Below are 15,002 nucleotides of genomic sequence, written 5' to 3' on the forward strand. Positions count from 1 at the left end.
CTATAATGATTGATTTTGCTTTGAATAACGCCTGGTTGATTCCGTTGTTGCCAGCGTTGGCCTTTGCTCTGATCGTCTTTGTGACGAAACCCTCGCAAAAGCTAAGCGCTTTCATTTCCATTCTGGGCATCCTTGTATCGTTTGTACTGTCGGTTGCTATTGGAATAGGCGTACTTCAACGCGGCGAATTCTTAATAGAACATCCTTTAAAAGTCGTTGTTCCTTGGTTCAGTATGCATGGGCTCACGATCGACGTAGGAACGCAGATCGATCCTACATCGGCCATGATGCTTTTCGTAGTGACGTTGGTCGCGTCTTTGGTCCAGATTTATTCTCTCGGCTATATGCACGGAGATCCTGGATTTTCCCGTTTTTATTCCTACCTTTCGCTCTTTGCCGCCTCGATGCTGGGGTTGGTCATTGCGCCGAACCTTCTGCAAATGTTTGTGTTCTGGGAACTGGTCGGCCTGTGTTCCTATCTGCTGATTGGTTTCTGGTACGAGAAGAATTCCGCGCGTGAAGCAGCAAAAAAGGCGTTCATTACCTGCCGGGCAGGGGACTTCGGCCTGCTTCTGGGGATTATTCTTCTGCAAGTCAACTTCGGGACCCTTGACCTGCAGGAACTCGCTGAAATGATCCCGAATTTTGCGCAGTACACCACCCTCTCGGCTGGTGCGCTGACGGCAATCGCGATCGTGCTGTTCCTCGGACCTATGGCCAAATCCGGTCAGTTCCCGTTCCATGTTTGGCTTCCCGACGCCATGGAAGGCCCTACTCCGGTCAGTGCACTGATCCATGCGGCTACCATGGTTGTGGCAGGGGTCTATCTGGTTGGCAGAACGCTTACGCTGTTCATTACGCTTCCTACGGCAATGGTTTTTGTGGCGATTATCGGCGGTTTCACCGCAATCTTTGCGGCCTCTATTGCCTTAACGCAGACCGAGATGAAAAAGATCCTGGCTTACTCAACGGTTTCCCAGCTCGGCTACATGATGCTGGCCCTTGGAGCAGGAAGCCTTACCGCCAGTATGTTTCATTTGTTCACCCACGCTTTCTTCAAAGCGTTGCTCTTCCTTTGCGCAGGCGCTGTGCTTCATGCGATGCACAATGAAGCCAGCATTGCGAAATACGGCGGTTTGAAAAAATACATGCCGGTTACTTATTGGACCATGCTGGTTGGCTGCCTGGCCATTTCCGGTATCTTTCCGTTTGCCGGCTTCTTCAGTAAGGACCTGATCCTGGAAGTCACCTATGCTGCTTCATCATTATCGGGACATGCTGCCGGTCCGTTTCAGGGCGTCTACACGGTCCTGTTTATTCTGGCAGCGTTGACAGCCCTAATGACGGCATTTTATATGTTCAGGATGTTCTTCATCTGCTTCCACGGTGAACTCAGAAGCCACGATGCGCATCCGCATGAAGCACCGAAGACCATGACGATCCCGCTCATCATTCTTGCTGTGTTTTCGCTGGCCGGCGGCTGGGTAGGCTGGCCGGGACTTGGGGAAGGACATGCTTTTGGTTACTTTGTCCGGTTGGGCCATTTCCACGAGGTGGAAGCAAACTGGTTCCTGATCATCCTGTCAACAGCGTTAGCGTTGATCGGAATTGGAACGGCTGCGCTGTTCTATCTGAAGAAGACATTCTCAGCTGAAGCCGTTGCCCAAAAGATCCCGTTCCTGTATAAGCTTTCGCTTAATAAATACTATATTGATGAGTTTTACCTCTGGGTCATTAATCACATCATTGATGGGTTCGGACGGATTTTGTGGTGGGTTGATGTGGTTATCGTCGACGGTATTGTCAATGGTCTTGCGAAGCTTACCCGGGATTCAGGTGATGCTGCCCGTAGAGTCAATACCGGCAACCTTCAGCACTATGCAATGGTCTTCTTTGTTGGTGTGATCGTCCTGATCATGATTTTAACAACTGCAGACTTAGGTCAACTGAATATCGGGCTGCTGGGAGGTGTCAAGTAATGAATTTTCCTGTCTTAACCACCATTTTACTGGCACCGATCATCGGTGCGCTGATCAGTGTCTTTATACCGAAAGAAAGATCCGGCGCGATCAAAGCCGTTGCCGGCATCGCGACGTTCATTTCCCTTGCCCTGTCCATTTTTGTGTATTATATTTATTACACGCAGAACTTGGCTGTCGGTGGGTTCGCCTTTACGGAAGATATTCCGTTTGTGACGGACTTGGGTGTTGTTTATTCGCTTGGGGTTGACGGCCTGAGCCTGCCTCTCCTGCTGCTGACCAACGTCATTGGCTTTTCAGCAGTGTTTTCCCGTTCCTGGAGTATCGAGAAAAGAGCCAAAGAGTTCTATATCCTGCTGCTGATCCTGATTGCCGGTGTCATGGGAACTTTTATTGCCAGGGACCTGTTTATCTTCTTCTTGTTCTATGAAGTGGTGGTCATTCCGATTTACATCATGGTGATCATCTGGGGAAGCGGCAGCAAAACAAAAGATGTCAACAAAGAATACGCCGGTATGAAACTGACGATCTATCTACTGATCGGAAGCGCCTTCCTTCTGGCCGGATTGATTTGGATGTATGTATTGGCCGGCAATATGCTTGGAACGCCGACCTTTGATATTGAAAAGCTCGCCACGCTGAACTTCTCCAGAAACCTTCAGATTGCGATCTTTGGCTTGATGGCGCTTGGCTTCACGTCCCTGATCTCCATGTTTCCGTTTCACTCTTGGTCACCGGACGGATATGCCGGTGCGCCGACTGCGGTTTCCATGATTCACGCCGGTGTTCTGAAAAAGATTGGCGGCTATGGTCTTATCCGGATCGGTATCTTTATCTTCCCGCTCGGTGCTAAATTCTGGGCGCCGCTGATTGCAATCCTGGCTGTCTGCAACGTGCTGTACGCGGCGTTCATCAGCCTGGCCCAAAAAGACATGAAATATGTCGTCGGATATTCCAGCGTGAGCCATATGGGTTTCGTACTGATCGGTATCGCATCGCTTAATGTGATTGGTCTGAACGGTGCGGTTGCCAATATGTTCGCGCATGGCATCATGGCGGCCCTGTTCTTCTCGGTCGTCGGCTATATCTATGCTGAAACGAAAACTAGGCATATCCCTGATCTCGGAGGGGTCGCACATCAGATGCCGCGTCTAGCCGGTGTGTTCCTAGTAGCGACGATGGCTTCGGCCGGACTGCCGGGCTTAATTACGTTTGTTCCTGAGTTTACCGTATTTATGGGTGCTTTTAGCGAACCGGCCATCAGGATTCCTGCGATTCTGGCCCTGACGGGAATTATTATTGGAGCCGTCTATGTCCTCAGAATGGCAGCCAATGTACTGTTTGGACCACGCAAGACAGAATGGGACGGAAAAATAGATATCAAAGGCTCCTATATGATTCCGGTCATCGTTCTGGTCGCGTTCACTGTCATCTTCGGTTTATTCCCATCCTTGCTGATGGATATGGTCAATTCAGGGATAACGCCTATTGCTGAAAGACTGGTCGAGGCTAGCTCCCAGATAGGAGGTAACCTGTAATGAATATAAACTTTTCTTTATTTACCATTGAAATTGCAACGGCACTCCTTGGACTGGTAGTTCTGGCCATTGGCCTGTTCCTGTCCAAAGAAAAACGGCATAGACTTGGTTACGTCATTGCCGTGGGACTTGCGGTGATCCTCGTATACAGTTTCGGAAGCTATGGACAGAATACCAGTGTGATGGACGGCATGTTCATCGTCGATGATTTTGCCGTGTTCTTTAAACAGCTGTTCCTGATAGCTGCCGTTCTGGTCATCCTGACCTCCACGGTGTATGTCAGGAAAATGGGCGGCAACTATGAGTTCTATATCATCACCCTCGTTGCTGCGCTGGGCATGATGGTGCTGGTTTCCGCCGGAGACCTGCTGACACTTTATGTCGCGCTGGAAACCATGACAATTTCATTCTACATCCTGGCAGGCTACAAGACCGATCTGAAGTCCTCTGAAGCCGGGGTCAAATACCTGATTCTCGGTGCCGTTTCCTCCGGAATCCTGCTGTACGGTTTAAGCCTGGTCTATGGCATGACTGGTACGTTTGTGATCCGTGATATTGCTGAAAGCATTAAGCAGATGGATGGATTGTCACCGGCGATTCTCGTCGGAATCATCTTCCTGCTGTCAGGACTTGGCTTTAAAGTTTCGCTGGTGCCTTTCCATATGTGGTCACCGGATGTCTACGAAGGTGCGCCGACACCTGTCACCACCTTCCTCGCCACCGGTTCCAAAGCGGCTTCTTTTGCAGCGTTGGCCCGTATCCTGATTGAAGCACTGCCAAGCTACAGCGGACAATGGACGTATATCCTGGCGATTATGGCTGCGATGACGATGGTCATCGGAAACATTGCTGCCATCCCGCAGACCAATATCAAGAGAATGCTTGCGTACTCAAGTATCGCGCAGGCCGGCTATATTATCACGGGAATTATCGCCATAAGTTCCGCTGGGATCAAAGCAGTTGCGTTCTATTCGATGGTGTATGTGTTTGCGACGATCGGTGCTTTTGCGGTTGTCATCACATTCTCCCAGAATACGGGGAGTGAAGAGATTAAAGATTATGCAGGGCTTGCCCAGCGTTCACCGTTTATGGCCGCCGTGCTGACGGTATGTCTCCTGTCGATGGCAGGGATACCGCCTCTCGCCGGTTTTGTCGGCAAACTTTATTTGTTTTCTTCGATCGTTAACCAGGGCTATTTATGGCTCGTCATTCTCGGTCTGGTCATGAGCATGGTTTCCGTCTATTACTATTTGCTCGTGGTTAAAGCCATGTATATGAACGATCCTGTCTCCAGCACACCAATCAAGGTTCCGGTCGGAACCAATGTTACCCTACTGCTGATTCTGGTCCTCACGCTGGTTCTCGGTGTCTATGCCGAGCCACTGTCAGTGCTGGCAAATATGGCTGGAAATGCGATGTTTCCTTTCTGATGTAAATGAAGGCATCAAAGGAGTATTATCGATGATATTCATCTTGGATAATTATGATTCATTCACATACAATCTGTACCAGTATTTTGGAGAGCTCGGGGAGGAAGTACTCGCTCGGCGTCCTGAGGAGTGTACGATCGCCTGGATCCAGCAGCTGGAACCGGAGCTTATTGTGATTTCTCCGGGTCCCTGCTCACCGAATGAATCGGTCTTTGCGCTGGAAGTCATTCGGCATTTCCAGGGGAAAATTCCGCTGCTGGGCATTTGCCTTGGCCATCAGGCGATCGGGCAGGTTTTTGAGGCTGAGGTTGTCCGGGCCAAGACGCCGGTTCATGGCAAAATATCGAGCATCATGCATGATCAATCCGGCGTATTCCGGGATATTGCCAGCCCCTTTACGGTAACCCGCTACCATTCTCTGGCCCTGCGCAGAAACAGTATACCTGCTGACTTTATTATTTCCGCGGAAACAGAAGACGGTCAGGTGATGGGGATCCGTCACCGCTATTTGCCGATTGAAGGAGTACAGTTCCATCCGGAGGCTATTCTTACAGAAAACGGTCATCAAATGCTGCGGAACGCAGTACAGGATGCCCGCAGGTGGCTTAGTGAACACGGCAAATCAAAGATGATTCAAGCGTTAAAAGCATCTGTAATACCACAAACAATTCAGAAACCAGGAATACCAGGATCAGTAAAGACATTGGAAACACCAGAATTAGAAATATCAGAAACCCAGGAAACGCCTGATGAAGATGAAATCAAGCAGAATATCTGGCAAGTTAGGCCTTTTATCACAGATCTGAAGCCGTTCGAGATGCTTCAGGTGTTTAAAAATGCCAGAGATCCTTTCTTCTTGGACAGTGGGGACGGTTATACCGAACTTGGGAAGTATTCTTATTTTGGGGCGGATCCTTTCTTAAAGATCAGCGCTCATAGATATCAGTATAGCATCGCAAAGAGCTGCAAAGACGAGGAACTGATCGCTTACTCCGCACCGCAGTACAGCCTAACAATTTTGAACGACTATGTCTTGAAATATCAGGCTCCTTCCGCGGCACCTTTTCCGTTTGCCGGAGGGGCTGTCGGATACTTCAGCTACGATCTGAAAAATGAGATTGAAGAATTGCCTGTACGGGTCAAAGATGACCTTGGGATGCCGCTCTGGCGGCTGGCCTGGTATGACGGGATTGTTGTCTACGAACACGCAACGGGAACTTACAGTCTGACGGCCTGCGGCATGACGGATCAGGGCTGCTGCGACCCCTCTCTCGCGCAGGAAAGGCTTGATAAACTGGAGAAGCTCCTCCGGCACTATGTAGAGGAACAATATTTGGCTAATGGTTCAGCAGAGCACCCCTGCACAGGAAATGAATTAGCTGTTTTCGGTATTTCCTTTGCCGAAGTTCATAAAGCTGTCTCCCAGGAACAATATTACAGGGATCTGCAGCGGGTCATTGATTACATTTATGCCGGTGATATCTATCAGGCGAATCTGGCTCAGATGTTCAGTGTCAGGTATGAAGGAGACCCCTGGGATTTGTATAAGCAGCTTCATCACAAGAATTCTGCTCCATTTGCTGCGTTCTTGCCGTATCCCGATTTTCAGATCCTGTCATCCTCTCCGGAACGGTTTATTAAGATTACACCGGACGGAAATATTGAAACGCGCCCAATCAAGGGAACCCGGCCAAGGGGAAAAACGCCGGAGGAAGACCAAAGACTTGCAGACAAGCTGGTTAACAGTGAAAAAGACAGGGCTGAACTTACGATGATCATCGATCTCGAACGCAATGACCTTGGAAGGATCTGTGAGTTTGGATCAGTGCTTACCACAGAACTGCTGACCCTGGAAAAATATTCGACTGTTTGGCACCTCGTTGCCACAGTCGTTGGGAAACTCAAGAAATCCTTAAAACCGGAAGAACTGATCAAAGCCATTTTCCCGGGCGGCTCGATCACCGGTGCGCCCAAAATCAGAGCGATGGAAATCATTGATGAGCTTGAACCGTATAATAGGGGTATTTACACCGGGAGCATCGGCTATATCGGCTTCGATGGGGCCTGGGATTTAAATATTGTGATCCGGACCATTCTGCTGAAAGAGAAAACGGCGTATCTTCATGCCGGGGGAGGGATTGTTGCCGATTCGATCCCCCAAAAAGAATATGAAGAAACAATCCATAAAGCGGGAAGGCTTCTGGAAGTTTTGGGGGTTAAGCTTGATGGGAAATCAAAACAGTAAATGCGGAAGCTTCGATAAAATCGAGCGTATCGGGGTTTTTGAAACGATAAAGGTTACTGCCGACGGGATCGTCGTACCTGGATTGCATTGGGAGAGGATGAGCAAGGGCGGTAAGCTTCTTGGAATCACCATTCCCGCTTATGATGAATGGCTGAATGAGATCGAGACTTACCTAAGAGAAACAGAAATCGAGCAGCTGCCAGTTGCTTTGAGAGCAGAAATCAGGAAAGATCCGAGTCTGATTTCCGATCAAAGCCAAAATCATAATCATAATAACCAGTGGCTTTTCAGCACTAGAGCAGTCTCCTATACTCGTGAACAATATGAAGAGGGTGTCCGGGTCCTGTTTATGCCGGAGCACCGGTCTGACCCTATACCGCTCAACTACATTAAATCCGCAGATTTTCTGGATACTGCCGCTGCCCTGCGCGCGGTGCAGGGCAGCGGTGCGTTTGAAGGGATCTGGTTGAACAGCAGGGGCCAGATAATGGAGGGGACTAGAAGCAATATTTTCTTTGTAAAGGATGGGCATCTTTATACGCCTTCCCTGGAAAGCGGCTGCCTGGCCGGTATCAGAAGAAGGATCGTGATAGAAAAAGCCCTTGAGCTGACCATACCGTTCAGTGAAGGCGTTTATTATCCTGAAGACTTATTGAATGCTGATGAAGTTTTCCTTACCAATTCCCTGATGGACGTCATGCCGGTAAGAGAACTGGAAGAAAAAGTATTTCGGCTTGATGGAACACTTGGGCGTCGGCTGTCCTTGCCTATTTGAACTGAAAAGACTCGTAGTGAAAATATCCGATACGCAGTCCGCAGGTCTTTAATTCTCTTTCCAGTTTGATCCTCAACGGTTCCGGACCGCAGAAATAGACATCAACAGTTTCGGTCTTGGGTACCGCTTCGCAAATATCTTCGGCACCCAGAAACCCTTTCGTCTGGAGATCGTGCAAATGCACGCGAATACCACTCCCGGCTGCAAGGGTTTTTATTTCATCCAAATAGGGTCCTTCGGCTTCATTGTTATAACAGTAAAACAGGTCAATGGAATATTGCGGAGGGATCGCAGACTGGTAGAAACTGCGAAATGGCGTAATGCCGATTCCGCCGGCCAGCCAGACCTGACGGTTTGATCCAGCCTTATAATCGAAGCGGCCGTGGGGGGAGGTTACGGCAAAAGTATCTCCCTCCTGAACGCTTTCCAGTAAAGCAGAGGTGTGATCTCCCAAAGCCTTGATCGCAAACTGTATCTCATTCTTTCGGAAAGACTGGCTTATCGTGAACGGATGAGAAGGAAATTTTTTACCTTCCTCGGTAAACTTGATAAAAGTAAATTGTCCTTCCTTATAGCGGATTCCTTTTTTAAAGGCTTTGCCGGTAATTTCAAGAGTATTTTTGGCGACCGTGCGGATGTTCGTTACGACATAGCGGGATTGAAATGCTGTTCTTTCATAAAATCCTATACTGTAGATTGCCGAAGTCAGACCGACCAGATTAACCAGATTCAGCCACAGCCCCAGGGCGCTTAAGCCTGTAACGGCATAGTCCGAGCTGCCGTAATAATGAATGATTCCGATCATATAAGGAATAAAAAAGAGCTTGTGAATATTCTTCCATTTTTCATAATTCATTTTCCAGGCGAACAGCGCAAGCAAGATTAAGACGATAAAAAGCAGCATGCTCAGGTTGGCGATCCCGGAAAAAAGCTCCGCCCCATTTTCCACTCCTGGTGGCGGACCATTCAAACCATGTGGACCCGGTCCCAAATTCACCCTGTTCTCCCCATAATGATTACCCTTACCTGCGTCGAGCGTAAATCGATGCACGAAGATCAAAAGAACACTCGTGATACTTAAAACTTTATGGTAAAGGTAACTTTTGTCCAGGCCATGGAACAGGGAGTCCAGCAGCGGATGACGTGTTGAAATAAAATTGACCCAGGCAAAGCAAACTAGCATGAGCGAAGCAGCCATCTCGGAGTATTGTCTGACCGGGGCAACATTCCTTAATGGTTCGCTGACTGACCAGAAGATAAAGGTCAGGATCAAAGTAAGCAGAATGAACAGGGGGCCTTGACGTTTACGCATGTTTTCATCCTCCGAGTGTAATAGAATAGTAAAGGAATAAAGCAATCATACTATAGTGCTGCTATAGTATGATGAGGTAATATATTCCACACAGACCTGCTTTTTTCCTTTAAGCGCTATTGGATACAGTGTATCACATCTGCAATTCTCCGTCAGAATGAAGTGTTTATCAAAAAATAGTTCCGGAATCATAATTTTTAATTATCTAACTCTAGCGAAAACTAGGATTATTCAGTATAATGATATTCATGTGAATTGAATAATTGTTTTTTGTTTTGAAACAGTGGGGATGTAGCTCAGCTGGGAGAGCGCTTGCTTCGCATGTAAGAGGTCGTGGGTTCGAATCCCATCATCTCCACCAAGTTAAAAGCTACATTTTCTTGTGAAAAGCGCACAAGAAAATGTAGTTTACTTTATATATCAGCAATAAAAATATAACTTCGGCATGACGGCTCGTTAACTGTCATGTCTTTTTATTTTGTAAGCATAGAAAGGAGCATTTCAAATGAATAACAATATAGTCATTGAAATACCGTCTATCAAAAAAGAAGTTTTACGTGTCGCCGCTTACTGCAGGGTCAGCACAGCTTATGAAGAACAACAAACCAGTCTGGATTCACAGATTCGATATTATACAGATTACATCAACAATCATGAGGGCTGGGTACTTGCAGATATCTATTCTGAGCAGGCATCAGGTACGCGCTTTGATAACAGAACCGCATTCAACCGTATGATGAAAGACTGCCGCGCCGGAAAAATTGATTATATCATTACCAAGTCTATCAGTCGTTTCGGGCGAAACACTCTTCCCTTTTTACGGAGCTTTAATGAACTCCTTGGTTTAGGTATTACAATTTACTTTGAAATGGAGAGGTTGGATTCGTCTGATTGGCGAATGCGAAAAATCATTACCGCAGCTGCAGCTGTTGCTCAAAGTGAAAGTGAGTCAAAGAGTGCGAATATCAAGTGGGGAATTCAACGCAGCTTTGAAAAAGGGCATGTCAAGCTGAACCATACCAACTTCCTCGGTTACACAAAAGATGAGAATGGCAAATTGGTTATCGTTGAAGAAGAAGCCAAAATAGTCCGGCTCATTTATGATTTATACCTGAAAGGCTATGGCTACCGCAAGATTAAATCTTACCTTGAAAAGAATGACATAAAAACGGTAACGGGAAAGTCTGAATGGAGCACTTCCACCATTGACCGGATCCTTTGCAATGAAAAATATATTGGAACTATATTATCCCAAAAGAGCTATGTTGAAAATTGCCTGACTCACAAACAGGTAAAAAACAACGGTGAGTCGCCTATGTATCTTATGGAGAATAATCACGAAGCGATTATAAGCAAGGAGGTTTTTGAGGAAGTCCAGCATAGAAAATCCTCGTAAAGTTTGCATTAGAAGTCAGGCCCTTATATTAAAAAAACAACTGTACATCATTCTAAATATGGCGAATTTGCCATAATAAGCGGGACAATTAATATTCTGTGAACCATTGAGAGTTTTTGTCGAATTCTCAACTGATTAACCATTGCATTTGTTCGCACCTACGCATATAATATAATTAGATTATTTTGGAAATTGAGGTGTCTGACGTGGGTGCATACATAAGTGTAAAAGATGCCGCTCAAAAATGGGGATTGTCAGACCGACGTGTACAAGTTTTGTGTTCTCAGAAACGAATAGAGGGAGCATTTAGACTGGGCAATGCATGGGCAATACCTGTTGATGCAAAAAAACCAGATGATCAGCGAAAAAACTGGAATAAGTACTAAGGGGAAATTTGGATATGAGTAATCCGATTTATAAAAGCATTAATATTACTAATCTATTACTTAATTCCAGTAATCCGCGGTTTAATCCTGTGGAGCATCAATCGGAAGCTATTGACGCTATGGTTCGTGACCAGCAGGATAAACTAGTTACTCTAGCTAAACATATTGCTCTTTATGGATTAAATCCCAGCGACATTGTTCTTGTGAAACCTCATAACAAACAGTGGGTCGTACGTGAGGGAAATCGGCGCATAACGACTTTAAAGCTGATAAATGAGCCGGCTCTGATTCCATCTGATTTTCCTAAACTGAAGAAGGAATTCCAACTAATCAATATATCTTTTGACAAAGATATATTGAAGAATATTCAGTGTGTTGTTTTAGAGAATGAAGATGAAATCAATGAATGGGTGCGATTGAAACATACAGGTCAAAATGAGGGTTCTGGCACTGTGAGTTGGGATGGGCAGCAAACCAGTCGGTTTCGTGTAATTGCTGAAGGAAAGCCAGATATGAGGTTGTCCTTTTTAGATGAATTACGGCTCATAGCTGATGTTCCTCAATCTATAAAGGATGGGTTAGGAAATATCAAGAAAACCAACTTTGACCGTCTCATAGGAGACCCTGATATCCGTGAAATTATGGACTTGAGATTAGTGGTGACAAGCTTCAACTAAAAAATGGGATTAATCCATTTTTGCTAATGATACTTTATGACCTGATTTATGAAGACCTTAGTGTCGGGGATATATATCGAAAAAAAGATCGTATTGAATACATAGAATCGTTAAAACAACGACTCATGCAAGAAAATATGGAATCTTCTGATGAGCAGATTTCCGAGAATACAAGAGAAGCCAATAACAGTCAAGGTGGAGGTTATAAAGCTTCTAATTCATCCGGCAATAATTATTATAATAATGAAAATACAGATAGCAAGCAGCAATCTTCATCTGCTAATCAACAAGCATCCAATGCAAACCATAATTCGAAGAGAGGGGACAGTTATCATATAAACAGGAAAACTCTTATTCCTTCTCCTCATAAGTTAACTATTACACATGCAAGGATATTAAAAATTTTCAATGAATTAAAAGCTCTTGCAGTAGATGATTACCCTAATGCTGTGTCGGTGCTTTTTAGAGTGTTTATAGAATTAAGCGTAGATTGTTTTATTACGAATAAAAGCCTCATTGATTCGAGATTAAATGTGGACAGTACTCTGGCGTATAAAATAAATGCTGTTGCGGCTTATTTTGAAATAAACAAGATTTTGACAAAGCATGAACTCAGAGCTATACGGCAGATGACCGCAAGTGAAAACCAAACGCAATCTATAAGAACATTTCACTCATATATACATAACAAAGACGTGACACCATCTTCGACAGATCTGAAATCTGCTTGGGATGATATATGGACATTCATAGAGCAGGTTTGGAGGTAATTTATGGTGCAGTTTTCTTCGCCATTGCGCTATCCAGGCGGGAAGCGTAAACTGGCTGGATTTGTGAAAGATGCAGTTATTAAGAATGATATACAGGGCGGGACCTATGTTGAGCCTTTCGCAGGGGGCGCGAGTGTAGCGCTCTATTTGTTGTTTAATGAGTCTGTAAACCAAATCATAATAAATGACATTGACAGATCAATCTATGCATTTTGGTATTGTGTTTTAAACAACACACAGGAATTATGCAGCAGGATTGAACAAACAGCAATAACTATGGTTGAATGGGAAAATCAAAAAGCTGTTCAGCAAGAAAAAGAACAGGCGGAGTTTTTAGATCTAGCCTTTTCGACGTTTTTTTTGAATAGAACGAATAGATCAGGGATTATCAAAGGTGGGGTTATTGGAGGCAAAAACCAAACAGGCGAATGGAAGATGGATGTAAGGTTTAATAAGGACGATCTAATTAAAAGAATCGAAAAAATTGCTTTATATCGTGATAGAATTTCACTTCATTGCTCAGATTCGATTACTTTCATTGATGAGATTTTACCTGACATTGATGACCATACATTAATATATTTTGACCCGCCGTATTACAATCAAGGTTCGGCCTTATATGTAAATCATTATACACATGACAATCATGTTGAATTATCTCGATATATCCAGCGCTTGAACTGCAAATGGATGTTGACATATGACTATACTCCCAAAATTATTGAAATGTACCGTGATGTTGAAAAAAGGTTGCTAACATTAAGCTACACCGCATCTCAGAAAGTAAAAGGCAGTGAAATGCTGGCTTTTAGTAACAATTTTATAATTCCAGAAGGTAAATATTCAGCGATTACGATAGAATAGCTACATTAACAGGGGGATGTAATGTAAATGATAAAATCTTTGTATATAGAACAGTTCAGAGCAATGAAAAAATTATCTATCCCCTTAGGGCGAAAAATCACAGTTATTGCTGGACAAAATGCTACATGTAAATCTACTTTATTAGGAATGATTGGACAACCCTTTGGTTTAAAAGATGAAAAGACCATTTTTGACAAGCCATTTTCAACTAAGTTCTCCGATATCTTTAAGTTCTCAAAAAATAATGACTTACCAGGAGAGCATGAGTATCAAATTGAGTTTTTTGACTCAACTCTTTTTGGTAAGAACCTTGAATATATAAAATCCTATAAGCGTGCTCAGCATGATACATCACACATTCGCTTGGTAGTAGGGAAAACGAGAGGGAAAGGTGAGGGGAATTTAGATTATCCGGTAATATACTTGGGACTTAAGCGTACATATCCAATTGGGGAATTGCGTGAAATCACTGAGTCAAAACCTACTCTCACTGAATCTGAAATTGAGATATTCAATAAATGGTATAAAGAGATATTTTTCCCGCAGGAAAAAATATCTCCGATACAGATAACTTCTAAGTTACAAAAAGATACTTTAGCTGTAAACTCAGAAAAATATGATTACTTCGCAAACTCTGCTGGTCAAGATAATATTGGCCAAATTTTAGGTGCAATCATATCCTTTGATCGTCTGAAGGCAAAACTTGGTGATGAATACAAAGGAGGCATTCTTTTAATCGATGAATTTGATGCAACTTTATTTCCTGCAGCGCAGACAAATCTGGTAGACCTGTTTTATAAGCTTGCGGGGAAATATAATTTGCAATTTGTATTTACAACACATTCTTTGGACACCTTAGAACATATTATTGATAAAAGACAGCATAATAATAGTGATACAGAGGTGCTGTATTTTACCAATGTCTATGGAAAGCTAGATTTAATAGTAGCGCCTCAAATGCAACGCATTAGGAGCGATTTGAATATGGCTACTATTTCCCGCTCACCGCTTCAAAAAATAAATTTGTATTGTGAAGATGCGGAAGCTTCTTGGTTTATTAAAAGAATACTTGGGCCTCAAAAAACAAAGTATCTTAATTTTTGTGCTGCGACATTTGGCGGCGATTTTTTAAGTTCTCTTGCAGAGAAGAATATCTCGGAATTTAATAGCAGTATTATAGTCCTGGATGGTGATAAGAAACCTTCAAAAGCGGCGTCCAATGTTTTATGTTTGCCTGGTAATGCTAATCCTGAAAATGTTTTTCGTCAGTTGTTGGAGGATATGCCTCCTGATCATGTTTTTTGGCAAAATGATTTAAGATATACAAAGCAAGTATTCGAAAAAGAACTATCAAAACAGACAAATGGGCGCTACGATGATAGGAACAAGATGAAAGCTTGGTTTAATAATCAAAAAAAGTTTTGGGGACGAGGAGGAAGCAATATTTTCAAGTGCTGGTTGGATCATCATCCTGAACAAGCAGAAGATTTTCGTATCCGATTTGTTCGAGTATACAATGAAATAGCAAAAAGACGGTCCATACCTACCATCTGAATGATGTCTATCATTCAGTAATATGACATCTTTCATTACCAAACTTCTCAAAATTTTTCCGAGAACCCGCTATTCA

11 protein-coding genes and 1 tRNA gene are annotated in these 15,002 nt (G+C 44.2%); 11 read left to right on the top strand and 1 reads right to left on the bottom strand.

Features of this window, described 5'->3' with window-relative positions; genetic code table 11:
• Positions 1 to 5 precede the first annotated feature (5 nt).
• From nuoL to DEHRE_RS04310, 5 genes are read left to right on the top strand one after another with little or no spacing between them, the layout of a single operon-like run.
• Complete coding sequence (gene nuoL, locus DEHRE_RS04290; protein ID WP_019225123.1) at positions 6 to 1,979, top strand: NADH-quinone oxidoreductase subunit L; 1,974 nt, start codon at positions 6 to 8, stop codon at positions 1,977 to 1,979.
• Positions 1,979 to 3,517, top strand: coding sequence for a complex I subunit 4 family protein (locus DEHRE_RS04295; RefSeq protein ID WP_019225124.1), 1,539 nt, complete (start codon positions 1,979 to 1,981; stop codon positions 3,515 to 3,517). Before nuoL ends, DEHRE_RS04295 begins: the two co-directional genes overlap by 1 nt.
• The gene (locus DEHRE_RS04300; protein WP_019225125.1) at positions 3,517 to 4,947 is read left to right on the top strand and encodes an NADH-quinone oxidoreductase subunit N; all 1,431 of its coding nucleotides are present in this window, start codon (positions 3,517 to 3,519) and stop codon (positions 4,945 to 4,947) included. The genes DEHRE_RS04295 and DEHRE_RS04300 overlap by 1 nt, the downstream gene beginning before the upstream one ends.
• 31 nt (positions 4,948 to 4,978) lie before the next feature.
• Entirely contained in the window at positions 4,979 to 7,192 is a 2,214-nt protein-coding gene (gene pabB, locus DEHRE_RS04305; RefSeq protein WP_019225126.1) for an aminodeoxychorismate synthase component I, read from the top strand.
• Positions 7,173 to 7,967 carry an aminotransferase class IV gene (locus tag DEHRE_RS04310; protein WP_019225127.1) on the top strand — a complete coding sequence of 265 codons (795 nt, stop codon included), beginning with the start codon at positions 7,173 to 7,175 and terminating at the stop codon, positions 7,965 to 7,967. The genes pabB and DEHRE_RS04310 overlap by 20 nt, the downstream gene beginning before the upstream one ends.
• Here DEHRE_RS04310 and DEHRE_RS04315 read toward each other — a convergent pair.
• Positions 7,960 to 9,279 (bottom strand): ferredoxin reductase family protein, encoded by a 1,320-nt coding sequence (locus DEHRE_RS04315; RefSeq protein ID WP_019225128.1) that lies wholly within the window; start codon positions 9,277 to 9,279, stop codon positions 7,960 to 7,962. The genes DEHRE_RS04310 and DEHRE_RS04315 overlap by 8 nt on opposite strands.
• A gap of 285 nt (positions 9,280 to 9,564) precedes the next feature.
• On the opposite strand from DEHRE_RS04315, the gene DEHRE_RS04320 reads away from it, so the two are divergent.
• The 6 genes from DEHRE_RS04320 (at position 9,565) to DEHRE_RS04350 (ending at position 14,926) form a co-directional block, all read left to right on the top strand.
• Positions 9,565 to 9,640, top strand: a tRNA-Ala gene (locus tag DEHRE_RS04320).
• Between the two features lie 144 nt (positions 9,641 to 9,784).
• A complete protein-coding gene (locus DEHRE_RS04325) occupies positions 9,785 to 10,675 on the top strand; it encodes a recombinase family protein (RefSeq protein ID WP_019225436.1) in 891 nt (296 codons plus the stop codon).
• 400 nt (positions 10,676 to 11,075) lie between these two features.
• Complete coding sequence (locus DEHRE_RS04335) at positions 11,076 to 11,738, top strand: hypothetical protein (protein ID WP_025205349.1); 663 nt, start codon at positions 11,076 to 11,078, stop codon at positions 11,736 to 11,738.
• A gap of 20 nt (positions 11,739 to 11,758) precedes the next feature.
• Positions 11,759 to 12,508: a hypothetical protein gene (locus DEHRE_RS04340; protein WP_025205350.1), complete on the top strand. Its 750-nt coding sequence runs from the start codon at positions 11,759 to 11,761 to the stop codon at positions 12,506 to 12,508.
• Positions 12,509 to 12,511: 3 nt separating this feature from the next.
• A complete protein-coding gene (locus DEHRE_RS04345; protein ID WP_019225438.1) occupies positions 12,512 to 13,372 on the top strand; it encodes a DNA adenine methylase in 861 nt (286 codons plus the stop codon).
• Between the two features lie 27 nt (positions 13,373 to 13,399).
• The gene (locus DEHRE_RS04350) at positions 13,400 to 14,926 is read left to right on the top strand and encodes an AAA family ATPase (RefSeq protein ID WP_019225439.1); all 1,527 of its coding nucleotides are present in this window, start codon (positions 13,400 to 13,402) and stop codon (positions 14,924 to 14,926) included.
• Positions 14,927 to 15,002 lie beyond the last annotated feature (76 nt).

This window comes from Dehalobacter restrictus DSM 9455 (assembly GCF_000512895.1).
Taxonomy (GTDB): Bacteria; Bacillota; Desulfitobacteriia; order Desulfitobacteriales; family Syntrophobotulaceae; genus Dehalobacter; species Dehalobacter restrictus.

What these genes read in the sequence shown, in the direction of transcription:
- nuoL (WP_019225123.1), top strand. Translation starts at nt 6, where the DNA reads ATGATTGATTTTGCTTTGAATAACGCCTGGTTGATTCCGTTGTTGCCA.
- DEHRE_RS04295 (WP_019225124.1), top strand. Translation starts at nt 1,979, where the DNA reads ATGAATTTTCCTGTCTTAACCACCATTTTACTGGCACCGATCATCGGT.
- DEHRE_RS04300 (WP_019225125.1), top strand. Translation starts at nt 3,517, where the DNA reads ATGAATATAAACTTTTCTTTATTTACCATTGAAATTGCAACGGCACTC.
- pabB (WP_019225126.1), top strand. Translation starts at nt 4,979, where the DNA reads ATGATATTCATCTTGGATAATTATGATTCATTCACATACAATCTGTAC.
- DEHRE_RS04310 (WP_019225127.1), top strand. Translation starts at nt 7,173, where the DNA reads ATGGGAAATCAAAACAGTAAATGCGGAAGCTTCGATAAAATCGAGCGT.
- DEHRE_RS04315 (WP_019225128.1), bottom strand. Translation starts at nt 9,279, where the DNA reads ATGCGTAAACGTCAAGGCCCCCTGTTCATTCTGCTTACTTTGATCCTG.
- DEHRE_RS04325 (WP_019225436.1), top strand. Translation starts at nt 9,785, where the DNA reads ATGAATAACAATATAGTCATTGAAATACCGTCTATCAAAAAAGAAGTT.
- DEHRE_RS04335 (WP_025205349.1), top strand. Translation starts at nt 11,076, where the DNA reads ATGAGTAATCCGATTTATAAAAGCATTAATATTACTAATCTATTACTT.
- DEHRE_RS04345 (WP_019225438.1), top strand. Translation starts at nt 12,512, where the DNA reads ATGGTGCAGTTTTCTTCGCCATTGCGCTATCCAGGCGGGAAGCGTAAA.
- DEHRE_RS04350 (WP_019225439.1), top strand. Translation starts at nt 13,400, where the DNA reads ATGATAAAATCTTTGTATATAGAACAGTTCAGAGCAATGAAAAAATTA.